Annotated in this window: 25 protein-coding genes and 1 tRNA gene; 7 read left to right on the top strand and 19 right to left on the bottom strand. The window is 67.5% G+C overall.

The features are described from left to right. Positions 1–12 precede the first annotated feature (12 nt). Positions 13–438 (top strand): pyridoxamine 5'-phosphate oxidase family protein, encoded by a 426-nt coding sequence (locus ABZX79_RS08340; RefSeq protein ID WP_355253454.1) that lies wholly within the window; start codon positions 13–15, stop codon positions 436–438. A 98-nt stretch (positions 439–536) separates the two neighbouring features. Here ABZX79_RS08340 and ABZX79_RS08345 read toward each other — a convergent pair whose 3' ends face one another. Genes ABZX79_RS08345 through dnaK form a run of 4 tightly spaced genes read right to left on the bottom strand, consistent with a single transcriptional unit; the run spans position 537 to position 4,799 of the window. Further along, the gene (locus tag ABZX79_RS08345; RefSeq protein ID WP_355253456.1) at positions 537–992 is read right to left on the bottom strand and encodes a helix-turn-helix domain-containing protein; all 456 of its coding nucleotides are present in this window, start codon (positions 990–992) and stop codon (positions 537–539) included. Position 993: 1 nt separating this feature from the next. Beyond that, positions 994–2,199 (bottom strand): molecular chaperone DnaJ, encoded by a 1,206-nt coding sequence (dnaJ, locus tag ABZX79_RS08350; protein WP_355253458.1) that lies wholly within the window; start codon positions 2,197–2,199, stop codon positions 994–996. A gap of 36 nt (positions 2,200–2,235) precedes the next feature. Next, positions 2,236–2,937 (bottom strand): nucleotide exchange factor GrpE, encoded by a 702-nt coding sequence (gene grpE / locus ABZX79_RS08355; RefSeq protein ID WP_355253460.1) that lies wholly within the window; start codon positions 2,935–2,937, stop codon positions 2,236–2,238. Continuing rightward, on the bottom strand, positions 2,934–4,799 hold the full coding sequence (gene dnaK / locus ABZX79_RS08360; RefSeq protein ID WP_215135952.1) for a molecular chaperone DnaK: 1,866 nt from the start codon (positions 4,797–4,799) through the stop codon (positions 2,934–2,936). The genes grpE and dnaK overlap by 4 nt, the downstream gene beginning before the upstream one ends. A 180-nt stretch (positions 4,800–4,979) precedes the next feature. Here dnaK and ABZX79_RS08365 point away from each other — a divergent pair, with 180 nt between their 5' ends. The 4 genes from ABZX79_RS08365 (at position 4,980) to ABZX79_RS08380 (ending at position 10,276) form a co-directional block, all read left to right on the top strand. Beyond that, positions 4,980–5,489 carry a sugar transferase gene (locus ABZX79_RS08365; protein WP_355253463.1) on the top strand — a complete coding sequence of 170 codons (510 nt, stop codon included), beginning with the start codon at positions 4,980–4,982 and terminating at the stop codon, positions 5,487–5,489. A 143-nt stretch (positions 5,490–5,632) separates the two neighbouring features. After that, positions 5,633–7,900: a (Fe-S)-binding protein gene (locus ABZX79_RS08370; protein WP_355253465.1), complete on the top strand. Its 2,268-nt coding sequence runs from the start codon at positions 5,633–5,635 to the stop codon at positions 7,898–7,900. A 158-nt stretch (positions 7,901–8,058) separates the two neighbouring features. After that, positions 8,059–9,207: a VCBS repeat-containing protein gene (locus ABZX79_RS08375; RefSeq protein WP_355253467.1), complete on the top strand. Its 1,149-nt coding sequence runs from the start codon at positions 8,059–8,061 to the stop codon at positions 9,205–9,207. 115 nt (positions 9,208–9,322) lie between these two features. After that, positions 9,323–10,276 carry a Yip1 family protein gene (locus ABZX79_RS08380; RefSeq protein WP_355253469.1) on the top strand — a complete coding sequence of 318 codons (954 nt, stop codon included), beginning with the start codon at positions 9,323–9,325 and terminating at the stop codon, positions 10,274–10,276. A gap of 70 nt (positions 10,277–10,346) precedes the next feature. Here the strand turns inward: ABZX79_RS08380 and ABZX79_RS08385 are convergent, their stop codons facing one another. Next, positions 10,347–10,844 (bottom strand): phosphoribosyltransferase, encoded by a 498-nt coding sequence (locus tag ABZX79_RS08385; protein ID WP_355253721.1) that lies wholly within the window; start codon positions 10,842–10,844, stop codon positions 10,347–10,349. A gap of 8 nt (positions 10,845–10,852) precedes the next feature. Further along, positions 10,853–11,428: a dCTP deaminase gene (dcd, locus tag ABZX79_RS08390; protein WP_214970457.1), complete on the bottom strand. Its 576-nt coding sequence runs from the start codon at positions 11,426–11,428 to the stop codon at positions 10,853–10,855. A gap of 430 nt (positions 11,429–11,858) precedes the next feature. Between dcd and ABZX79_RS08395 the strand changes: the two genes are divergently transcribed. Beyond that, positions 11,859–11,932, top strand: a tRNA-Gly gene (locus tag ABZX79_RS08395). Between the two features lie 51 nt (positions 11,933–11,983). Here the strand turns inward: ABZX79_RS08395 and ABZX79_RS08400 are convergent. The 12 genes from ABZX79_RS08400 to ABZX79_RS08455 form a co-directional block, all read right to left on the bottom strand. Continuing rightward, positions 11,984–13,144 (bottom strand): tyrosine-type recombinase/integrase, encoded by a 1,161-nt coding sequence (locus tag ABZX79_RS08400; protein ID WP_355253471.1) that lies wholly within the window; start codon positions 13,142–13,144, stop codon positions 11,984–11,986. Continuing rightward, on the bottom strand, positions 13,144–13,356 hold the full coding sequence (locus ABZX79_RS08405) for a helix-turn-helix domain-containing protein (protein WP_355253473.1): 213 nt from the start codon (positions 13,354–13,356) through the stop codon (positions 13,144–13,146). Before ABZX79_RS08405 ends, ABZX79_RS08400 begins: the two co-directional genes overlap by 1 nt. Continuing rightward, positions 13,353–14,735 carry a replication initiator protein RepSA gene (gene repSA / locus ABZX79_RS08410; RefSeq protein WP_355253475.1) on the bottom strand — a complete coding sequence of 461 codons (1,383 nt, stop codon included), beginning with the start codon at positions 14,733–14,735 and terminating at the stop codon, positions 13,353–13,355. The genes ABZX79_RS08405 and repSA overlap by 4 nt, the downstream gene beginning before the upstream one ends. Beyond that, positions 14,732–14,926: a hypothetical protein gene (locus tag ABZX79_RS08415; RefSeq protein WP_355253477.1), complete on the bottom strand. Its 195-nt coding sequence runs from the start codon at positions 14,924–14,926 to the stop codon at positions 14,732–14,734. Before ABZX79_RS08415 ends, repSA begins: the two co-directional genes overlap by 4 nt. 89 nt (positions 14,927–15,015) lie before the next feature. After that, positions 15,016–15,576: a GGDEF domain-containing protein gene (locus ABZX79_RS08420; protein ID WP_355253479.1), complete on the bottom strand. Its 561-nt coding sequence runs from the start codon at positions 15,574–15,576 to the stop codon at positions 15,016–15,018. 89 nt (positions 15,577–15,665) lie between these two features. After that, positions 15,666–15,953: a SpdD protein gene (locus ABZX79_RS08425; RefSeq protein WP_355253481.1), complete on the bottom strand. Its 288-nt coding sequence runs from the start codon at positions 15,951–15,953 to the stop codon at positions 15,666–15,668. A 22-nt stretch (positions 15,954–15,975) separates the two neighbouring features. After that, positions 15,976–16,131: a hypothetical protein gene (locus tag ABZX79_RS08430; protein WP_167518215.1), complete on the bottom strand. Its 156-nt coding sequence runs from the start codon at positions 16,129–16,131 to the stop codon at positions 15,976–15,978. A gap of 20 nt (positions 16,132–16,151) precedes the next feature. Next, positions 16,152–16,340, bottom strand: a complete 189-nt coding sequence (locus ABZX79_RS08435; RefSeq protein WP_355253484.1) for a mobile element transfer protein — start codon at positions 16,338–16,340, stop codon at positions 16,152–16,154. Between the two features lie 18 nt (positions 16,341–16,358). Further along, the gene (locus ABZX79_RS08440; protein WP_355253486.1) at positions 16,359–16,997 is read right to left on the bottom strand and encodes a DUF2637 domain-containing protein; all 639 of its coding nucleotides are present in this window, start codon (positions 16,995–16,997) and stop codon (positions 16,359–16,361) included. Between the two features lie 4 nt (positions 16,998–17,001). Beyond that, positions 17,002–18,285 (bottom strand): FtsK/SpoIIIE domain-containing protein, encoded by a 1,284-nt coding sequence (locus tag ABZX79_RS08445; protein WP_355253723.1) that lies wholly within the window; start codon positions 18,283–18,285, stop codon positions 17,002–17,004. Positions 18,286–18,351: 66 nt separating this feature from the next. Next, the gene (locus ABZX79_RS08450) at positions 18,352–18,684 is read right to left on the bottom strand and encodes a hypothetical protein (protein WP_355253488.1); all 333 of its coding nucleotides are present in this window, start codon (positions 18,682–18,684) and stop codon (positions 18,352–18,354) included. A 138-nt stretch (positions 18,685–18,822) separates the two neighbouring features. Then, positions 18,823–19,602, bottom strand: a complete 780-nt coding sequence (locus ABZX79_RS08455) for a GntR family transcriptional regulator (RefSeq protein ID WP_355253490.1) — start codon at positions 19,600–19,602, stop codon at positions 18,823–18,825. Positions 19,603–19,620: 18 nt separating this feature from the next. On the opposite strand from ABZX79_RS08455, the gene ABZX79_RS08460 reads away from it, so the two are divergent. After that, on the top strand, positions 19,621–20,088 hold the full coding sequence (locus ABZX79_RS08460; protein ID WP_355253492.1) for an NUDIX domain-containing protein: 468 nt from the start codon (positions 19,621–19,623) through the stop codon (positions 20,086–20,088). 335 nt (positions 20,089–20,423) lie between these two features. Here the strand turns inward: ABZX79_RS08460 and ABZX79_RS08465 are convergent, their stop codons facing one another. Continuing rightward, positions 20,424–21,524, bottom strand: coding sequence for an ATP-binding protein (locus ABZX79_RS08465; protein WP_355253494.1), 1,101 nt, complete (start codon positions 21,522–21,524; stop codon positions 20,424–20,426). Positions 21,525–21,976 lie beyond the last annotated feature (452 nt).

A 21,976-nucleotide genomic window follows, 5' to 3' on the forward strand; every position in this document is an offset into this window, starting at 1 on the left:
AGAGAGCACCCCATGGCGCTGACCCGCGCAGAGCGCGAACAGTTCCTCGCGCAACCGCACGTCGCCGCCCTGTCCGTCGACGCGGGGGCCGGCCGCGGACCGCTGACCGTGCCGATCTGGTACCGGTACACGCCAGGCGGCGAGGTCTGGGTGATGACGGACGCGGACTGCCGCAAGGCGCGGCTCATTCACGCGGCGGGCCGCTTCTCCCTGATGGTCCAGTCCACAGAACCGGCCGTCCGTTACGTCTCCGTCGAAGGACCGGTGACCCGTACGTCTCCCGGCTCCCTCGACCTCTTCCGTACGGTGGCGGCCTACTACCTCGCACCCGAGGACGTCGACGGCTGCGTCGACATCGCTGCGCAATACAGGGGCGAGCGGATCGTCTTCCACATGCGCCCCGAACACTGGCTGAGCAGAGACCTCACCCCGTCGTGAGGCCACACCCCAGAAAGGCCCGTCACTCCACAGACTCTGGAGTGACGGGCCTTCCCCGTAAACCTTGATCGACGAACCGCGAACCGCGAACCGCGAACCTACTCCGCCGGCCTCTTCGGCTTCGGCCGCCACACCACCAGCGCGCTCGCCTGCTGCACGTCCTCGTACCGGACAAGGTCGCGCCGGTACGACGCGTGCACCTGCGCCTCGCGCTGCTGCAAAGCCGCCGCCGCGCCGTCCACCGCCGCGGAGAGTTCGGTGATGCGCTGCTGGAGCGCGGTCACCTGGTTCTCCAGCTCGATGATGCGCTTGATGCCGGCCAGGTTGATGCCCTCGTCCTGCGACAGCTGCTGCACCTGCCGCAGCAGCTGGATGTCGCGGGCCGAGTAGCGGCGGCCGCGCCCGGCCGTGCGGTCGGGGGAGACCAGGCCGAGGCGGTCGTACTGCCGCAGGGTCTGCGGGTGCAGGCCGGAGAGCTGTGCCGCGACCGAGATGACGTACACCGGTGTCTCGTCGGTCAGCTGGTATGGATTACGTCGTATGCGCGGGTCCATCTCACGCTCCCTTCGCGGCCTGGAACAGCTCCGCCCGCGGGTCCTCCCCGGCGGTCGCCTCACGGTAGGACTCCAGTGCCTCACGGGCCTTGTCGTCAAGGTCCTTCGGCACTTCGACCTCCACGGTGACCAGCAGGTCGCCGCGGGTGCCGTCCTTGCGGACCGCGCCCTTGCCGCGAGCGCGCATCGTACGGCCGTTCGGCGTGCCGGCCGGCAGCTTGAGGGTGACCGGCGGGCCGCCCAGTGTCGGGACCTTCACCTCACCGCCGAGCGCCGCCTCCACGAAGGTGACGGGCACGGTGACGGTGAGGTTGTCGCCCTTGCGGCCGAAGACCGGGTGGGCGTCCACGTGGACCACGACGTACAAGTCGCCCGACGGACCGCCCCGTTCACCGGGACTGCCCTTGCCGCGCAGCCGGATCCGCTGACCGTCGGAGACGCCCGCCGGGATACGGACCTGCATGGTCCGCGACGACTTGGCGCGGCCGCTGCCCTTGCACACCTCGCAGGGGTCCTGCGCGATGAGCCCGCGACCCCGGCAGTCGACGCACGGGTCGGTGAGCGAGAAGCCGCCACCGCCGCCGCGCGAGACCTGTCCCGTACCGACGCAGGTCGGGCACACGCGCGGTGTGCCGTTCTTGTCGCCCGTACCCGAACAGGCCTTGCAGGGTGCCTGGCTGGACATCCGGAGCGGGACCGTGGCCCCGTCGACCGCCTCGGTGAAGCTGAGCGTCACCTCGGACTCGATGTCCTGGCCGCGGCGAGGCTGCGTACCCGTACGCGCACCCGGGCCGGCGCCCCGGTTGAACAGGCCCCCGAACACGTCCCCGAGGCCGCCGCCGAACCCGCCGGCGCCGCCGGTCTGGGCCCCGCCCTGGGCGCCTCCGAAGAGGTCGCCCAGGTCGAAGTTGAAGGAGCCGCCACCGGCGCCCGGGCCCGGCCTGCCCTGCCTGTTGAACAGGGCGCCGTTCCCGAACAGAGCACGCGCTTCGTCGTACTCCTTGCGCCGCTTGGGATCGCCGAGGACGTCGTTCGCCTCGGAGATCTCCTTGAAGCGGTCCTCCGCCTTGGCGTCGCCCTTGTTGGCGTCCGGGTGGAACTCGCGGGCGAGCTTCCGGTACGCCTTCTTGATCTCGGCCTCGGTGGCGTCCTTCGGGACGCCGAGAACCTTGTAGTAGTCCTTCTCGACGAAGTCCTTTGTGCTCATCCCCGACGTCCCTCCTTCCTACTGTTCCCCGTCACGTCAGCCCTCGTCCGGGCCACCGCTCTCCTCGTCCGGAGCCGGAGTCGCCGACGGCTCGTCCGCCTTGGCGGCGGGCGCGGCCGGCGTGGCGCCCGGCTGGGGCTCCGCCACCGCGACCCGCGCCGGACGGATGGTCCTCTCGCCGATCCGGTAGCCCGGCTGCAGAATCGCGACGCACGTCGTCTCTTCGACGTCCGGTGCGTACGAGTGCATCAGCGCCTCGTGGATCGTCGGGTCGAAGGGCTCGCCCTCCTTGCCGAACTGCTGCAGGCCCATCTTGGCGGCGACCGTCTCCAGCGATTCGGCGACCGACTTGAACCCGCCCACCAGCTCGCCGTGTTCCCGCGCGCGGCCGATGTCGTCGAGGGTCGGGAGGAGCTCGGTCAGGAGGCTCGCGACAGCGATCTCCTTGACCGTGACCCGGTCCCGCTCCACGCGGCGACGGTAGTTCTGGTACTCCGCCTGCAGCCGCTGGAGGTCCGCGGTGCGCTCACTGAGCGCCATACGTACCTGGTCCAGCTGTGCGGTCAGAGCTACGTCCTGTACGTCCCCGGCCGGGGCTGCCGCCGGGCCCGACTCCTCGACGGAGTCGGTCCCTGCCTCTTCAGGCGAAGGCGCGGCAGCCTGCGGTTCGGCGTCTTCTGGAGTGGCGCCGGAAGGGACGTCGGGCTTCTCCTCGAAGCCCGGAGTCTCCTCCGTCATGCGGCGCCTCCCTGACGTCCGGCGCCGGCGTCGCGCTCGTCGTCGACGATCTCGGCGTCAACGACGTCGTCGTCCGCCTTCGCGTGCCCGTCCGCACCGGGAGCGTCGCCGCCCGCGGCCTGAGCGCCCTCGGCGTTGGCGTACATGGCCTGGCCCAGCTTCTGGGAGACGGCCGCGACCTTCTCGGTGGCCGTGCGGATCTCGGCCGTGTCCTCACCCTTGAGCTTTTCCTTCAGCTCGGTGATGGACGTCTCGACCTCTTCCTTCACGTCGCCCGGAACCTTGTCCTCGTTGTCCTTGAGGAACTTCTCCGTCTGGTAGACGAGCTGCTCGGCCTGGTTGCGGGTCTCGGCGGCCTCGCGGCGCTTGTGGTCCTCGTCCGCGTACTTCTCGGCCTCTTCGCGCATCCGGTTGACCTCGTCCTTCGGCAGCGAGGAGCCACCGGTGACGGTCATCTTCTGCTCCTTGCCGGTGCCGAGGTCCTTGGCTCCGACGTGCATGATGCCGTTGGCGTCGATGTCGAACGCGACCTCGATCTGCGGGACACCACGCGGGGCCGGCGGCAGACCGGTCAGCTCGAACATGCCGAGCTTCTTGTTGTACGCCGCGATCTCGCGCTCGCCCTGGTAGACCTGGATCTGGACGGACGGCTGGTTGTCCTCGGCCGTCGTGAAGATCTCGGAGCGCTTGGTCGGGATCGTCGTGTTGCGCTCGATGAGCTTCGTCATGATGCCGCCCTTGGTCTCGATACCAAGCGACAGCGGCGTGACGTCGAGGAGCAGAACGTCCTTGACCTCGCCCTTGAGGACACCGGCCTGGAGCGAGGCGCCGATGGCGACGACCTCGTCCGGGTTCACACCCTTGTTGGCGTCCTGACCGCCCGTGAGCTCCTTGACGAGCTCGGCGACGGCCGGCATACGGGTCGAGCCACCGACGAGAACGACGTGGTCGATCTCGGAGAGCTGGATGCCCGCGTCCTTGATGACGTTGTGGAACGGCGTCTTGCAGCGGTCCAGCAGGTCGGCGGTCAGCTGCTGGAACTGCGAGCGCGTGAGCTTCTCGTCCAGGTGCAGCGGGCCCTCGGCCGACGCCGTGATGTACGGCAGGTTGATCGAGGTCTCGGTGGAGGAGGACAGCTCGATCTTGGCCTTCTCGGCCGCCTCGCGCAGACGCTGGAGCGCCATCTTGTCCTTGGAGAGGTCCACGCCGTGACCGGAGTGGAACTGCTTCACCAGGTAGTCGACGACGCGCTGGTCCCAGTCGTCACCACCGAGGTGGTTGTCACCGTTGGTGGCCTTCACCTCGACGACACCGTCGCCGATCTCGAGCAGCGATACGTCGAAGGTGCCGCCACCGAGGTCGAAGACGAGGATCGTCTGGTCGTCCTTGTCGAGGCCGTACGCCAGGGCGGCGGCGGTCGGCTCGTTGACGATACGCAGGACGTTGAGGCCCGCGATCTCGCCGGCCTCCTTCGTCGCCTGACGCTCGGAGTCGTTGAAGTACGCGGGGACGGTGATGACCGCGTCGGCCACCTTCTCGCCCAGGTACGCCTCGGCGTCGCGCTTCAGCTTCTGCAGGATGAAGGCGCTCATCTGCTGCGGGTTGAACTTCTTGCCGTCGAGCTCGATGTTCCAGTCGGTGCCCATGTGGCGCTTGACCGACCGGATCGTCCTGTCGACGTTGGTGACTGCCTGGCGCTTGGCAACCTCGCCTACCAGCACTTCACCGTTCTTCGCGAAAGCGACGACGGACGGCGTGGTCCTGGCGCCTTCGGCGTTGGTGATGACGGTGGGCTCGCCGCCCTCCAGAACGCTGACGACGGAGTTAGTGGTGCCCAGGTCGATGCCGACCGCACGTGCCATTTCGATTCCTCCAGCTGACTTGAGTGGAACAGACTCAAGGATGCATGACGGATCCCATCGCGTCAACAGACCTGAGCGGAGGTGACTCAACTCTTATGCGGCCCTTATCGGCATGAGCACGGCACGCCGCAGCTCTCCAGGGTGCCACGTGGGGGCAAAATGGATGAAAAGGTACGTCGCATGTCCGCGAAGCGCCTCTTCGACCTGACGGCCGGCTCCGTACTGCTGGCGATCGCCGCCCCTCTCCTGCTCCTCACCGCCACAGCTGCGGCCGTAACGGCACGCGGCTCGGTTCTCGTACGGAACACCCGAGCCGGCCTGGGCGGCCGCCCCTTCGAGATGCTGACGCTGCGCACCGATCCCCGCACCCCGGCCGGCCGGCTGCTGCGCCGCTCGCGTCTCGACGTACTGCCGCGGCTTATTCACGTACTGCGCGGCGAGATGTCCCTGGTCGGGCCCTGCCCGCTGCCGCCGGGCCACCCCTCAGCCACCCGGGCGAGGCTGTCTGTGCGGCCGGGTGTCACCGGGCTGTGGCAGGTCAGCGGACGTTCGGAGCTGCCCTGGGAGGAGATGGACGTTCTCGATCTGCACTATGTCGAGCAACACTGGCTAGGACTCGATCTGGCGATCCTCGCCCGCACGATCCCGGCAGCCTTCACCGCCTTCACCGCCAGTGGACCAAGGGGCTGAGGGAAGCCTTACGCGATACAGATCACCGCCTGCCCAACTACAGTGCGGCGCCATAACTGGGTACGCTCAGCACGAACTGATTAAGTTACCGCTTAGTAATCCGCTGATTCTTACCCTCGCCAGGCCCGCCCGAGGAGCCCCTCATGCAACTCGCCGCGATCATCGTGTCGCTGGTCATCACGGTGGTAGCCGTCGCGCTGTTCGGCCGTGCCATCGCGCAGATCTACCGTTTCGTGCGACTCGGCCAACCCGTGCCCGCGGGCACGCGCACCGGCGACCCCACGCAGCGCACCATCACGCTGGCCAAGGAGTTCCTCGGCCACACCCGCATGAACCGCTGGGGCGTCGTCGGCGTGGCGCACTGGTTCGTGGCGGTCGGCTTCTTCGCGCTGCTGCTCACGATCGTCAACGCCTTCGGCCAGCTCTTCCAGGCCGACTGGCTGATCCCGGTCATCGGCGACTGGCTGCCGTACGAGATCTTCACCGAGTTCCTCGGCCTGATGACGGTCCTCGGCATCGTGACCCTGATCGTGATCCGGCAGCTGAGCCGGCCGGGCAAGGCGGGCCGCAAGTCCCGTTTCGCGGGCTCCAAGACGGGCCAGGCGTACTTCGTCGAGGCCGTCATCCTGATCGTCGGCGTCTGCATCATGACGCTGCGCGCCCTGGAGGGCGCCCTGCACGGCGTCGACAGCTGGGAGCCCGGCTTCCTCGCCTCGTACCCGCTGATCGCCGCCCTCGACGGGCTGAGCCTGAGCACCCTCCAGCACCTCACCTACTTCTTCGCGGCGCTCAAGATCGTCACGTCCTTCACCTGGATGATCACGGTCTCGCTCAACACCAACATGGGTGTGGCCTGGCACCGCTTCCTCGGCTTCCCGAACATCTGGTTCAAGCGCAACGCCGACGGCTCCACCGCCCTGGGCGCGCTCCTGCCGATGACGTCCGCCGGCAAGGAGATCGACTGGGAGGACCCGGCCGAGGACGCCGTCTTCGGCGTCAGCCAGGTCGAGCAGTTCAGCTGGAAGGGCATCCTCGACTTCTCCACGTGTACGGAGTGCGGCCGCTGCCAGTCGCAGTGCCCCGCCTGGAACACCGGCAAGCCGCTCTCCCCGAAGCTCCTGATCATGTCGCTGCGCGACCACGCGCACGCCAAGGCGCCGTACCTGCTCGCAGGCGGCGGCAAGGACATGGAGGGGAATGAGAAGGCTTCCGCCGAGCAGCTCAAGGACGTCCCGGCGTCCGCCCTCGCGGAGGCCGAGCGCCCGCTGATCGGCACGCTCGAAGAGAACGGCGTCATCGACCCGGACGTGCTGTGGTCCTGCACCAGCTGCGGCGCGTGCGTCGAGCAGTGCCCGGTCGACATCGAGCACATCGACCACATCGTCGACATGCGCCGCTACCAGGTGATGATCGAGAGCGCGTTCCCGTCCGAGGCGGGGACCATGCTCAAGAACCTGGAGAAGAAGGGCAACCCCTGGGGTCTTGCCAAGAAGCAGCGCGTCGAGTGGACGAAGGAAGTCGACTTCGAGGTGCCGATCGTCGGCAAGACGATCGAGGACCTGTCCGAGGTCGAGTACCTCTACTGGGTCGGCTGCGCCGGCGCCCTGGAGGACCGGGCGAAGAAGACCACGAAGGCCTTCGCCGAGCTGCTCCACATCGCGGGCGTGAAGTTCGCGATCATGGGCGGCGACGAGAAGTGCACGGGTGACTCGGCCCGCCGCCTGGGCAACGAGCCGCTGTTCCAGCAGCTCGGCCAGGAGAACGTGGCGATGCTGAACATGGCGTACGGCGAAGACGATGAAGACCCGTCGACCCGCAAGCCGAAGTCGTCGAAGAAGATCGTCGCGACCTGCCCGCACTGCTTCAACACGATCGCGAACGAGTACCCGCAGCTGGGCGGCGAGTTCGAGGTCATCCACCACACGCAGCTGCTCCAGCACCTCATCGACGAGGGCAAGCTCATCCCCGTCACCCCGGTCGAGGGCCTCATCACGTACCACGACCCGTGCTACCTGGGCCGCCACAACAAGGTCTACACGCCCCCGCGCGAGATCATGTCGGCCGTCCCGGGCCTGCGTCAGCAGGAGATGCACCGCCACAAGGAGCGTGGCTTCTGCTGCGGCGCCGGTGGTGCGCGCATGTGGATGGAGGAGCGGATCGGCAAGCGCATCAACACCGAGCGCGTCGACGAGGCGCTGTCCCTGAACCCGGACATCGTGTCGACGGCCTGCCCGTTCTGCCTGGTGATGCTCACGGACTCGGTCAACGGCAAGAAGAACGACGGCGCCGCGAAGGAATCCCTCCAGGTCGTGGACGTGGCGCAGCTGCTGCTCGACTCGGTGCGGACGCCGGCCGAGCCGGCGGACGAGACGGAGTCCGAGGACGCGCCGGAGCCGGAACCGGCGAAGTAGCGCACGTACGTACTCAGTCGCATCAGTCGTAAAAGAAAGCGGCCGGATCTGTCTCGGGGGCAGGTCCGGCCGCTTTCGTATGCCCTGCTTACCGAAGCGGTCAAAAAAGAGCATCATGTGGCGACTGAAACTTGCGATACGGACGAGGTGGGTGGGTCGTGCGAACAGCGATCGCAGCGGCGGCAGTTGCAGTGAGCTGCGCGGTACTGCTGACAGCCACAGGCTGCGGCCCCTCCGCCGGCGGCGACTCCCCGGCCACCGGCGCCAAGGAGGGCGCCTCCCCCGCCGCCATGGCGAACAAGGCCGCCTCGCCCCTCCACCCCGTACCGCACGGCAAGGGCAGCCGCGTCGCCGAGGACTTCAACGGTGACGGTTACCGCGACCTCGTGCTCAACGACCTGGTCAAGGGCCCTGAGGACCGTCTGGGCGACGACGCGGGCATTGGCATCGTGTACGGCGCCAAGCCCCCGCAGGCGGCCCTTGATCCCTCCGTACGCCAGCTCCTCACGCCCACCCGCAACGCGGCCCGCACGGAGGGCGTGCTCCCCGCGGCCTTCGACGCCGAGGCGGCCTGCGACCTCGACAAGGACGGCTACGCCGACCTGGTGGTCACCACGGACCCGCCGTTCAACGGCACGGGCATGCCGCCCGTACCCCTCCAGATCCTCTTCGGCTCTGCGAACGGCCTCACCGGCAAGGCGGTCAAGCTCCGCATCCCGGACCGCGCCCGGTTCGGCAACGAGTGGCCCGACCACCCGGTCTGCGGCGACTTCGACGGCGACGGCAGCAAGGACCTCGCCGTGACCGCCAGTGGCGGCCGTCTCAGCTTCCTGCGCGGCCCGTTCAGCCGCGCCGGCGCCCCGCGCGCGGCCGCGGGCGCCATCCCGGGCGTCGGCCCCGTCCTCGTCGCCCCCGACCTCTCACCCGATGCCAACGGTGACGGTTACGACGACCTGGTCTCCGCCACCCGCCCGCACGAACCCGGAACGGCGGCGCGCGCGAAGCTGCTGCTGGGCGGCCCGACGGGCCCCGGGCGACCGGGCGGTACGTACACCTTCAAGGCGGTGAAGCCGCGGCCGGGCGACCTGCCGGCCGGCGAGGAAACGCCCATCACGGGCGTCCTGCGCCACGCCGACTTCGACGGCGACAAGAAGCCGGACACGGTCGTACGGACGCACCGGGGCGAGACGACGGACATCATCACGCTCCACTACTCCCACTCCTCGACCGCCAACTCGACCGCCAACTCGACCGCCAAGCGGACGATCACCTTCTCCACGGCGGTGTTCTCCGCCCAGCAACGCTGACCCGGGGGATATCCCGTCAGGGACCCCCTAGGGGATGTCACAGCTCGGCCGCAAAGCCGGGCCTGTTGCGGCAGGCCCGGCATACGGTGCATCAGGACCAGGTACGTTCGATTACGTGGCTGGATTCAGGATCGGACGCGGCCGGGACAACCGCACCCCGCAACAACAACCGCAGCGGCAACAGCAGCAGCAACGGCAGCAACCGCCGTACGGGCAGCAGGCACCATCGCCTCAACCCCCGTACGGCCAGCAGCAGTGGCCGCAGGCACCGCAGTACGGCGGACAGCACGGCGAGCCCGAATACTTCGGCGACCCCGACCCGCACCCGCACCAGGGCCACGCCCAGGGCGGACACAGCGGCCCCGGCGGTTACGGAACGCGCGGCGGCCATGGCGCCCCGGGGGGAGGTGACCCGTACGCCAACAGCAGCAACAACCCGGGCCACACCACGGCCTTCAGCATCGGCGAGGACCCGTACGGCGACGGCAACACCTACCAGGCCGGCAACACCCCCGCCCCGCCCGCCGGCCCGCGCCTGCACTGGAAGCAGCTGCTGAGCGGCATCGTGCTGCGGCCGGGCCCGACGTTCTGGCAGATGCGCGACTACCCGGTGTGGGGACCGGCCCTGGTGGTCACGTTCCTGTACGGCCTGCTCGCGATCTTCGGCTTCGACAAGGCCCGCGAAGAGGCCATCAACGCGACGCTGTCGAATGCCATCCCGTACGTGCTGACGACCGGCATCGCGGTGATCATCTGCGGCCTGATCCTGGGCGCGGTGACGCACACGCTCGCCCGCCAGCTCGGCGGCGACGGCTCCTGGCAGCCGACCGTCGGCCTCTCGATGCTGATCATGTCGATGACGGACGCCCCGCGCCTGGTCTTCGCGATCTTCCTGGGCGGCGAGAACGCGCTGGTCCAGGTGCTCGGCTGGGTGACGTGGCTGGGAGCGGCGGCCCTGTTCACCTCAATGGTGAGCAAGTCGCACGACCTGCCGTGGCAGAAGGCCCTGGGCGCATCCGCGATCCAGCTGGTGGCGCTGCTGTCCCTGATCAAGCTGGGCACGATCTGACGCAAGGCACGACGAACAGAAAAGGGCCCCGGCGCGAAGAAGCACCGGGGCCCTTTTCTGTTCGTCCTGCCTACGCGTCCAAAACCTGCCCGGTGCGCCGCACGACGGGCTTCTGCACGCTCCAGGGGAAGTTGATCCACTCGTCGGTGCGCTTCCACACGTACTCGCACTTCACGAGCGAGTGCGACTTCTCGTAGACGACCGCGCTGCGGACCTCCGCCACATGATCGAGGCAGAAGTCGTGCACGAGCTTGAGCGTCTTGCCGGTGTCGGCGACGTCGTCCGCGATCAGCACCTTCTTATTACTGAAGTCGATCGCGTTCGGGACGGGCGCCAGCATGACCGGCATCTCGAGGGTCGTCCCGACGCCTGTATAAAATTCAACATTCACCAGATGGATGTTCTTCACATCGAGGGCGTAGGCCAGCCCGCCGGCGACGAAGACCCCGCCACGGGCGATGCTCAGCACGATGTCCGGCTCGTACCCGTCGTCGGCGATGGCCTGCGCGAGCTCGCGCACGGCGCTGCCGAACCCCTCGTACGTCAGATTTTCCCGCACAGCACTCACACTCACACTCACACCTGCGTCCGATGGAAGTTGAGGAAGGACCGCGAGGCCGTCGGCCCGCGCTGGCCCTGATAACGCGACCCGTACCGCTCGGAGCCGTACGGGAACTCGGTGGGCGAGCTCAGCTGGAACATGCACAGCTGCCCGATCTTCATGCCGGGCCAGAGCTTGATCGGCAGCGTTGCCAGATTCGACAGCTCAAGGGTGACATGCCCGGAGAACCCGGGATCAATGAATCCGGCGGTGGAATGCGTAACGAGCCCGAGCCGCCCGAGCGAGCTCTTCCCTTCCAGCCGGGAAGCGAGATTGTCCGGCAGGGTGATCGTCTCGTACGTCGACGCCAGTACGAACTCACCGGGGTGCAGGATGAACGCCTCGTCCCCCTCCGGCTCCACCTCGCGCGTCAGATCCGCCTGCTCGACGGCCGGATCGATGTGCGGGTACCGGTGGTTCTCGAACACCCGGAAGTAGCGGTCGAGCCGCACGTCGATGCTCGAGGGCTGCACCATTGATTCGTCGTACGGATCAATACGCACGCGTCCGGCATCGATCTCGGCCCGGATGTCCTTGTCTGAGAGAAGCACGCCCCGAGGATACGCAGAACGCGCGGGCCCGCCCCAACCGGACCGGTCCCGCGCGCCTCTCACTCCGACCTCTAGCGCTGCCCCATCACCACGGGAACGGCATTCCGAAGCCGGGCACAGCGCGGACAGCGGATAAGCCGCCCTGGTCCGATCCGGCCGGCTCCGAGCTGCTGCAGCGGGAACGATGTGGTGCTGAACACGTGCCCCTCGGCACAACGGACGACGGTGGGCTCCATCAAGTCCATCAAGTCCCTTCCCCAAAGCGTGGACGAGAAGGCCACATTAGGGGATGAACAGGACGCCACTCCAGGCGGCACTCCGCCCTCCAAGGTACGCCCACACGACGACACGAAAACCCCGCACCGCATACGCCGGGGCGAGGACTGGGGTACACTGTCGGACGACGCGGTGCTGATCAACAGCCCGCTGCGCGGGTGTAGTTTAATGGTAGAACATGAGCTTCCCAAGCTCAGAGCGCGAGTTCGATTCTCGTCACCCGCTCCACGCAAGAGCCCCAGGCCAAGAGCCCGGGGCTTCTTTGTTGTCTGGACCAGTTCAAGCGTCCCGCACCAGATCCGCACCAGAAGGCCCCTGATCAGCCTTCTTGCGGGCGGCCCGCACGAGATCATCCAGCCCGCTCGCCACTTCCTGCTGTCGCTCAAGATCCGAGTGCTGATAGATGAGCGCAGCCTTCTCCGACGACTGCCCGGCCCGCACCATCGTGTCCTTGAGCGTGGCGCCGGAGCGCGTCGCGAGGGTGTGCCCGGTGTGACGAAGATCGTAAAACCGGAAGCCCTCCGGCATCCCGACGAGAGCGCGAGCCCTGCGCCACTTCCGCCCGAAGGTGGAGCGCCGGAACGGCTTGCCCTTCTCCCCCACGAACAGCAGTCCGTCAGGTCCCTTCTCGGCGTACCAGTCGAGATGCCTCCGAAGGTCGGTCCGCAGAAAGGCCGGCAGGACCACGACCCGCTTGCCCGCTTCGGACTTGGTCGGCCCCTCGGCCCGCTTCCCGGTGTTCAGCTCGGGTGCTGCCTGACGGATGCGGATAGTCATAGCGTCCAGGTCGACATCCTTGCGGCGTAGCTCGGCCTGTTCCTCCGGTCGCATCGGTCCGTACGCGCCGAGGTAGACCATCAGCCGCCAGCGGGGTCCGACCGCATTGGCGAGCTCGTCGACCTGGTCGACGGTGGCGATCTGCCGTTCGGCGGACGACTCCTTGCCCGCGCCCTTGATGCGGCAGGGATTGCGGCGGATCAGTTCGTCATCGACGGCTGTCTCCATGACGGCCTTGAGCAGTCGGTATGACTTGGCGACGGTCGTCCCGGCCCCCGTAGAAGCCAGTCGTTCGGCCCGCCAGGTGCGGACGCGGGGTGCGGTGATCTCGTCGAGGTCCAGGCCCTCGAAGGTGGGCAGGATGTGCAGCCGCAGGAGTCGGCGGTACAGCTCATCCGTGGTGGCGGCGAGACCGCGCTCGTCGACCCATTGGAGCGCGTACTCCCTAAAGTTCACGGCCCCCGCGTCCGGGTCCTGCCAGTTGCCGCGCGAGAGGTCGGCCTCGATCTGTGAGAGCCACACCTCAGCGTCGCGCTTAGTCTCGAACGTCTCAGGAGCGCGGAACTCCTGTCCATCCGGGCCCAGGTAGCTGGCGGTCCAACGGCCGGACCGATACTGCCGCACCGCACCGAAGCGGCGGCGGCTCCCCTTCTTGTTGCCCATCAGGCAGCCCTCCCGTAGCGGGAGCGACGACGGCGGATGGGCTGCACCGTGTTGCCGTCGATGTAGGCGTCCAGGACGCTTTCCGCGATCCGCACATGGCGGCCGACCTTGACGAAGGCGATGCGCCGTTCGGCGATGAGCCGCCGGGGAAAGCGGACCGTGGTGCCGAGGCGTTCGGCGGCTTGCTCGACGGTCAGCAGGAGGTCACTCACGACCGGTCTCCTTCCAGGGCTAGGGCTTCACGTGCGGTCTCGCGGTTGAGCTGGAGATCTCTGGCGATGGAGGCGGCGAGTACGGACTCACCGGGTGTGTGGCCTTGCCCTGCGTACTGCCAGTCGGTGAGCACGAGGACAGTCGGGTCCTGGTCCGGGTCGGACAGGCCCAGTTCTTCGCGCTGCTGGGCGGCGCGGTAGTCGGCGCGGACCTGTCGGAGGGCGCCGAGGGTGGTCGAGTAGCGGCGTGACTTGCTGGAGAAGTGACCGCGGAAGCCGAGCATGTGGGCCCAGGCCCGCAGCCTTCGATCCGGATACAGACCGTCCAGGTCGAAGCACGCTTCGATGAGGCGGCGTGGGTGGTCCGGTACGTCGAGGAGCACCAGAACCTCACGGTTGCCGACGCGGCGGTCGATGGTGCCGGTTGTCTCGGCTGCCTTGGTCGCGTACTTGGCCACGTAGGAGGCGACGGCCTGTTCGGTGACGTCGGTGCCGGCCTTGAAAGCTCGGATGGGCTGGACGTCGAGCCGCGAGCCCCAGCGAAGCTCACGGGCGGGCTGGTCGGCGGCGGCCGGGACGGTGATGGACGTGTACGAGTGGACGACGGCCGCGCGGATGGAATCGGTCAGCAGCTGCACGGTGGCCCAGGAGGGTGGCGGGTCCTCGGGTCCGGCAGGCCCGTCAAGGCGTACGACGGCATGGAAATGGACGGCTCCGCGCTTCTGGAACTCGGCGACCTTGCCGTACGAGACCCGTACGACTTCCTTGAGTTCGCGTTGCGTGAGCCCGGCGCGGGCGGCAATCTCGCGGCGGAGCCGGTTGGTGAAGCGCTGCCACAGGTTGCCCGCGTGGTTGTTGAAGAGCACGGCGGCGGCGTAGTCGTAGGCGTCCGGGTCGAGCGGCGTGCCGAGTGCCTCGTCGTCAGGAGCGTGCCCGGTGCCGCAGCGGCAGCGACCGGAGTCCGGGCGGTTGTGCACCGGGCCGAAGCTCGGTGCGGTGAGCGTGGCGAATACGCGCGGGTGATCCCGGACGGTGGCCGGTACGTCCTTGTCCTGGTCGCCCGCCAGCCCGGCACGGATCAGGTGGTAGGTGTCGGCGGCGTACATCCAGGCGCAGGCCGGGCAGCGCGAGGCGCGGCGATTGCCGCAGGCGACGCGGAGTCGTCCGCCGGGTTCGTCCTCGGTGGAGTAGCGGTGCAGAGCCTCGCCGGTGACTTTGTCCTTGGTGAGGGTCCAGCCGGTGAGGTGGATCGGGTTCGCACAGCCGCCGGTACGTCGCACCTGGTCGCGCCAGCGGTCGAAGCCCGGAGACCCGGCCACCCGCAGCAGATCGCCAAAGGTGTCCGGGTCCAGGCCCACGAGGGTAGCGGTGTCGGTCACACGCGCTCCTGGTGGCCGAGGGCGAGCGGGTCCTGCGAGGGCATGAGGCCCGTGCCCCTGCAGCGGCGGCAGGTCACTCGGAGGGTGGCGCGGGTGCCGTCGGAGAGGCGGGTGCCGGTGTCGATGGCGACGAGGGGGAAGCCATCGCAGTCGGGGCAAATGCGCGTCCGGGCATGGGTGTGCTGGGCCATGATGGTGGTCCTTTCGATTGCGGTTGGAAGGGGCCGGACCGTCCGGGCGGCGGCGATGCTTGGCGGCTTGTGCGCCGCCCGGAGGCCGGTCAGTGAGCGGTGGAGCGAGGACCGCGACGGCCGACGGTGCCCTTGGCGGCGTACATCGCGGCATCGGCGGCGGCGAGCGCGTCACTGAGGTTGCGGGTGGTCAGATCCGCGAGGCGGCAGGCACCGACCGACACGGAGAGCGGAAGCAGCCGACCGCCGTACGGCAGCGGCTCGTTGAGCGAGTGGGCGAGCACGTCGAGTTCCGCAGCGCGGTCGGTGTCTCGGACCACGACAACGAACTCGTCTCCACCGAGACGGCCTGCGATGCCGTGTCGGTCGCACCAGGCGGCGAGGCGGGCGGCGGTGGCGGCGAGTGCTGCGTCCCCGGCGGCATGGCCGTACGAGTCATTGAGGTTCTTGAAGTCGTCCAGATCGAGCAGCAGGACGACCGCGTCCCGATGGTGGCGGACGATCCGCTCGGCAACAGCGGTCCAACCGGCGCGGGTGCGGAGCCCGGTCAGAGGGTCACGGCGGGCGGCAGCCAGGCGACGGACGAGCAGACCAGAGTGAGCGGCCCAGCCGATGAGCGGCAGGGATAAGGCGAGCGCTTGCGTGTCCACGGTTCTCCTTCGTTGCGGTTGGAAGGGGTTGCGTGGGCCGTCCGGGCAGTGGCGATGCTTGGCGGCTTGTGGCACTGCCCAGAGGCCGGTCAGCGGCGGAATTCCTGGCGGAGCATGCGGAGGAGGACCAGGAGGACGACGCCGCTGATGGAGAGCGCGAGTCCAGTGATGGCAACGGCCAGCAGCGTGGAGGTGAGCACCACGCCGGTCACGACGACACCGGCCACGGCGGCGGCGGCGTTGCTGCGAGCGATGTCGACGAGGCCAGACCGGGTGGGAGCGGGTGCCGGCGGGGCGGGCTGCTCGACCGAGACCGGGGCGTGAGTGTGAGCGGTCGGGACGTACGTGTCAGGGGCCGGGTACTTGGGCTTGAACACGGTGGTTCTCCTTCCAGGCGGGTTACTTGGCGAGCGGGTCGATGACCGGGGTCAGGAAGCTGTCGGCAAGGAGGTAGCCACCCAGCAGCAGCACGGCGACCAGCCAAAGCGGCGGGCGGACGAGCTTGATGCCGAGTGCGCCGACGACGATCAGGGCGAGCCAGAGCGGTACGTCCATGGCAGTGATCTCCTCAGCTTTCAGCGGGGGTTGCAGCGGTGCGTACGGGCGGCCAGCTCAGCGGCGGCGCGGTTGAGGTAGTCGGCCGACCAGTCGCAACCGGGGGCGGTGCAGGCGGCGGCGTGCGCCTCCCGGCCCTGGCGGTCGCGGTGGGTGCCGATCTGGACGGGGCCGATGCGGTCGACGTCCCAGAAGCGGTTGCGGGCCATAGTCGAAGTCCCTTCCTTTCACGTGAGTTGGGCGGCGATGGCGTCGGCCATTGGAGCCGGGACACCGAGGCGGGCGCGCAGGGTGTCGGTGTCGATGGCTTGGCCCGTAGCCGACCGGTGGTCGTCGGCGAGCTTCCGCGCATGGCTGATCAGCGCGGGCGGTACCGCAGGCGACGCGGCAGGCAGTTCCGGGGCCGGGGCGGGCTCAGGCTCGGTGACGACTTCGCGCACCAGCTCGGCTTGATCCTCGACCGAATCGATCGGCGTTGGTTCCGCACGCTCGGTCTCCGGGGTGTGCACGAGGAGCGTGCCGCCGAGGAAAGCGAGTGCCGGCCATCCGGCGACGAGGATGCGGAGCCAGTCCGGTACGTCGTCGAGGTCGAGCAGCCCCGCGGTGGCGATGTTCGCCCCGAGGGAGGCAGCAAGGGCGACAGCGAACCAGGACCAGGCGGCCCGCCTAGGAGCGTCGGAGTCCCGAAGAGTGCGCAGTCGACGCCAGGCGGCGACGAGCAGCAGATCCACGGAGACCGGATAGGCCCACGCCTTCCAGCCGTCCTGCCCGGCCGCCTCAGCGAGGTCGTGCAGATGGGAGAAGGACAGGGCACCAGCGATCACGGCTTGCACGAGTACGGCGTCCAGTCGGAACGATGACCGCATGGCGTCAGTCCTTGTCCGGGGCCAGGGCGAAGGCATTGCCGGGTGCTGCCGGGCGGAACGCTTCAAGGCCGGGGACAGCGGGCGTCAGATGCGCGTACTCAGCGCAGGCCGCGACCGCATCCGCGAGTTCCGTGAGCGGACTGCGGACGAGGGACCACCCACCGGAGGAGTCACCGACCACCGCCATGCCTCGCTGATCCGGCCCGATGCTCGTCGCAGCGAGAACAGCCACAGGACTGATGTCTCCGAGCGCCATCTTGGCGGTGGTCTCGTCGTTCACCCGGTGCGAGATTCGCCCTGTGAGCTGGGCCCGCAAGGCGGTTGCTCCCTTGCCGAGTTCGGCACCGAAGCGTTGGCCGCACACCTCCAGATAGATGCCGGCGGCCCGGCCGAGCTGGGCCAGTCGTACGAGCTGGGTGACCATCTGGTCCCGGCGCTTCTCGTCGGCGGCGGTCGCCGTGAGGAAGAGCTCTGCCACCTCGTCGATGAAGACCACGACCGGCACCGGCCTCATGTCATCGGGCAGTCCCCAGATGTCCGAGGTCATCGACTCCGGAGAAGAACCGGGCCCAAGACGCTGGACGGTCCTGATCAGCTCGTACCGCTCGGACATCTCGACGACCAGGGCGTCAAGCAGGTCTGCGGCTTCTTCCGGTGTGCAGGCGAGAGCCGACAGCCGGGGAGCGAAGGGGGCCAGTTCCACGCCCCACTTGCAGTCGATGCCGACGAGGGCAACCGGCTGTGACGCAAGCCCTGACACCAGACCGCGCAGGTACACCGACTTCCCCGACTCCGTCGCGCCCATCACCAGCTCATGAGCCACGGTCCGGAAGTCCCTTGCGTGCACGGCCCCATCGGAGCGGAGTGCTACCGGGACGCTCAGCAGCTTGGGGTCGACAGCACGGGGCATCACGACCCGGCGCAGCACGGCGTACCCGATGACCTTGACCTGGAGCCAGCCCGGAGAGAGCGCGGAGACGTGCACCGCGTAGGCACGCCAGGAGTGCCGCAGGCGCTCGGTCGCCGTCTCGAAGTCGTGCACCTCCTGCCCCGGCTGCATCTTGATCCGTAAGACCAAGCCACTGGCAGTGACACGAACGCGGGTCAGACGCGGCACCATCCGGGACGGCGTCCGCTTCGTCGCGGCGGCGATGGTGAGCCGAAGGCGAGACGGGGGCTCGGTAAGCCCACACGCCTCCATGACCGAGCGGTACGTGAGCGCGATCCGGGCCAGCTTTGCCGGGGCACCGAAGGCGAGCCAGTACCAGACGGGACGCTGGCGACGCAGAACCAGTAGTCCGAAGACGATCAGCACGAGGCCGATAAACGCGAGGATCTGTCCGGCGGTCACCGGTCAGCCCACCAGCGAGGTGACGGCAGCCGCTCGGAACGAAATCCCGTGCCGCTTCTGCCCGTTGAACTCGTTTTCCCACGGCCGGGCCACCAGGCCGGTCAGCGCCACGGGGGTACCCATGGCCAGATCGCCAGAGATGTCGTCCTCGGTCACGGTGACCGTGATGACCTCGGCGTTGCCGTTGGCGACGAACAGGACGTCGACGGTCATGAGAGAACCGCCGGTTTCGATGTCGACGGCTACAACGCCGTTCTTCTTGTCGCGCATCTTGGTCTGGGGCGGCTGGGCGACCATCACGGTCACGCCGGTCATGTCGACGGGGATCACACGCACAGAGATCACTCCTCTAGAAGTGCTGGACTCCGCCACTCATGTACATGAGTGACATGAAGAAGAGTGCATCACTCCTATACATGAGTCAACCCGCCGAGACGAAGAAGTCGCGGCGGGCTGTGGTGAGTTGAGCGAGCGTCAGTCGGTAGCCGGGATCCGGTAGCTGAAAACGAACTGGTCAGCGGCCATAAGCGTGTCGCAGACCTCCACGACGCGTCCTTCTTCAGTCACTGCGTTCCGGATGAGGTGCACGACGGGTGCGCCAGGGTTCAGAGCCAACTCGGAAGCCTCCGCCTTGGTGGCGAGACGCGCTTGCAAGGTCTCGACGAACTCAGCGAACTCATGCCCGTGATCTTCCAAGCGGGCGTAGATGCCACCGGGGCCAGGGTTCTCCGCGAACAGCTCGGGGATGTCCTTCGCCACGTCCCACGGCACGTACGAGGTAGCTGTCTCGACGGGGGTTCCGTTGCGGAAGTAGAGGCGCCGACGCGCGAGCACCTGGGTGCCGACGTCGATGCCGAGCCGTTCAGCGATCTCCGCAGGCGCGTCCAGAGCACCGCTGTACAGAAGGTTCACCTTCGCCGTTGCGCCCGACTGCTCAGACTCAGCCAGGTACGCAGCCTTGCCGCCACGCCTGTGCGACCTCCGGAACCGGTCCGACGACCGCAGCCGTACGGGCGGCCGGTCCTTCACCATCGAACCCTTGCCGTGGCGGGTGTCTACGAGCCCACTGGCCCGGACTTCCACCATGGCCTTACGGATCGTCCCGCCGGAGACGCCGTAGCGCTCGACCAGCTCGGACTCACTGGGCACCATCTCCCCAGGCTTGAGGAGACCTGCCCTGATCTGCTGCACAATCTCGTCGGCGATCTGCACGTACCGAGGTACGGCCCTGCCACCTCCTACCGCAGTTCCCATAGTCCTTCTCTTCCTCCTATGCTCCTGTACATGAGTAACGGGTCCCAGCAAAGCACGTCAACGCCGCTGCACTCCGTGTCTGTCGCGGGAGCGGTGCTTCGCGAGGACGGCCGGCTACTGGCGATCCGCCGGGCGGACAACGGGACATGGGAGCTTCCGGGCGGAGTCCTGGAGCTTTCCGAGGCACCCGAAGAGGGCGTCAGGCGCGAGGTACTGGAGGAGACCGGCGTCCACGTCGAGGTGGATGAGCTGTCCGGCGTCTACAAGAACACGACGCGGGGCATCGTCGCACTGGTCTTCCGCTGCAAGCCCTCCGGAGGCATCGAGCGCACCTCTGACGAGTCGACCGCGGTTGCCTGGCTCACGCCCGAGGAAGTCGCAGAGCGGATGTCCGAGGTCTACGCGGTCCGACTCCTGGACGCCCTGGACGCGGAAGGCCCGCACGTCCGCAGCCATGACGGCAAGCGCCTGACCCCAGCGCGGTAGAACTTTCCCTACTTAATCAAGGCCCGCGCACGGCGCGGGCGCGCGCCGCCTCTGCGGCGCGGCCTGCCTCCTGTCTCCGCCCCGGCTGGCCGCGCCCGGCGGCGCGCTACGTGCAGCGGGCAGAAGGTGGGGAACCCCTCTGTGGCTGGGGCGGTCGGCTCCACGGCTTTAGGCAGCCACTTTGGGGCGAGCCTCTAAGATCATGGCCCCGATTCGGGCTGTTGCGGGCAGGCTAGGTGCTGCCCGAATCGCGGCCAGCGTAAGGGGCCATGATCACTCGCCCCAAAGCAGCTCCAGCCCAAAGCCGCTCCACCGACCTGACGTCCAACATCCGGTTACATCTCCGGAGTGCCACCAGCTCCAACACCTCGCAATACAGCTCGCGCCGCGACAAGCATGGAATGGACAGCCTCAGGGCTCATAGCCCATTTGTCGGATCCACGACGGTGAGGGATCGACAGAAAGGAACCACTCACCTTCGGCCCAATAACCGCCCCCTTGACAATGAAGGGCTTTATTTCTTCTGGTTGCGGCGGTACATAGATGGCCATGATGTCACCGGCACCAATGGGAACAACATCTATACGCAAGCCCTCCACCGCAGGGATGACACGATCTTGGAGAATCTGCATATAGCGCTGAATGTTGAGCGACCCGCGCTTGCACGGAGTAACTCGGGTAAGCACATCATTTCCCGAGTCGTCCTTCGCGGAAGATATTCCGATGACAATCAGGCCCCCCTGATCCGAGTTGGCAAACGAGGCTACGTCGCAAGCGAACTCATACTTCTGAGACTCGACAGCGATTCCGTAGTTTTCTCGCTTCACCTCCAACCATTCACTCTCGGCTTCCCCTAATACCATGACGGGGGCCCCAGCACTAACCAATGCGTAAGCGCCTGAGGGCGTCTTCAGATTCAGCCGATCGCTCTGTAGGAGCATGGCCAGGGTGTCTGAGAACGCCGCGCACTGCAGCACTGTCCAGTTCAGGGGGAGGGCGACACGCAATTCTATCGACTCTGCCGGGCCACAGAACCTAACCAGTAGGGCATCGACACCCCTTCTGGTGAAATAGTCAGTCAGACGCTCTTCGAAATTTTCCCGAGTCTTCACTAACGCATAGTCAACACTCAAAGTGAGAGATATGCGGTCCTCATCCTCATCAAGTAGCTCCAGAAGCTCATACCTTACTTGATCATCGCCTCCGTAGACTCGGATTCCGTCAGTCGCGGGCGCAACCAGGATAAAGGAAGGGGGAGCATCGTTTTCCTTTTCCAGTCCCTTGCGGGCATCTCGCAGAAAATCTCTGATCTGCTGGAGCGTCGCCTCGCTGACCCGATCGCGAGGGATATCGAATTCATTCGCCCTGTTAGCTGTGGTAGACCAGCCATCGCTCAGCTCAAGAAAATTGCCTGACCTGTTGAAGGTAATTCGCATCTCTACCCCCGCAGCCGTATCCGACGTACACGCTGTAAGACCTTATCTGCAGGGCCGGGTTCGCCGCCACGAATTCTCTCTACGAAGCGGCGCAGACTGCCAGCCTCGCCGCGGTGAGTGCGGCTACCCAGCACAGTCGCAGTCGCGCTGGACCGCCGCCCGCCCCTCGCAGACCTCCGCAACACAGCCGCACCAGAAGGGCACCAGATAGAGGGGGGAACAGCGGTCAACAACGGCCCGACCTCGAAAACGTCCCGCAGAGGCGCTGCGCGGTTCTGCCTGGTCAAGCTGCCGACGCGCTCCGAACCGCTCGTGATTCCCAAGCTCAGAGCGCGAGTTCGATTCTCGTCACCCGCTCCAAACAAAAGCCCCAGGCCACGAGCCCGGGGCTTTGTTGTTGTCTGGAGCGGCACAGGCGTAGCGCACCCTCTGGAGCCTCTCCTGCGGGCTTC

Origin of the sequence: Streptomyces sp. NPDC002994 (assembly GCF_040611155.1) — a bacterium.
Lineage (GTDB): Bacteria > Actinomycetota > Actinomycetes > Streptomycetales > Streptomycetaceae > Streptomyces.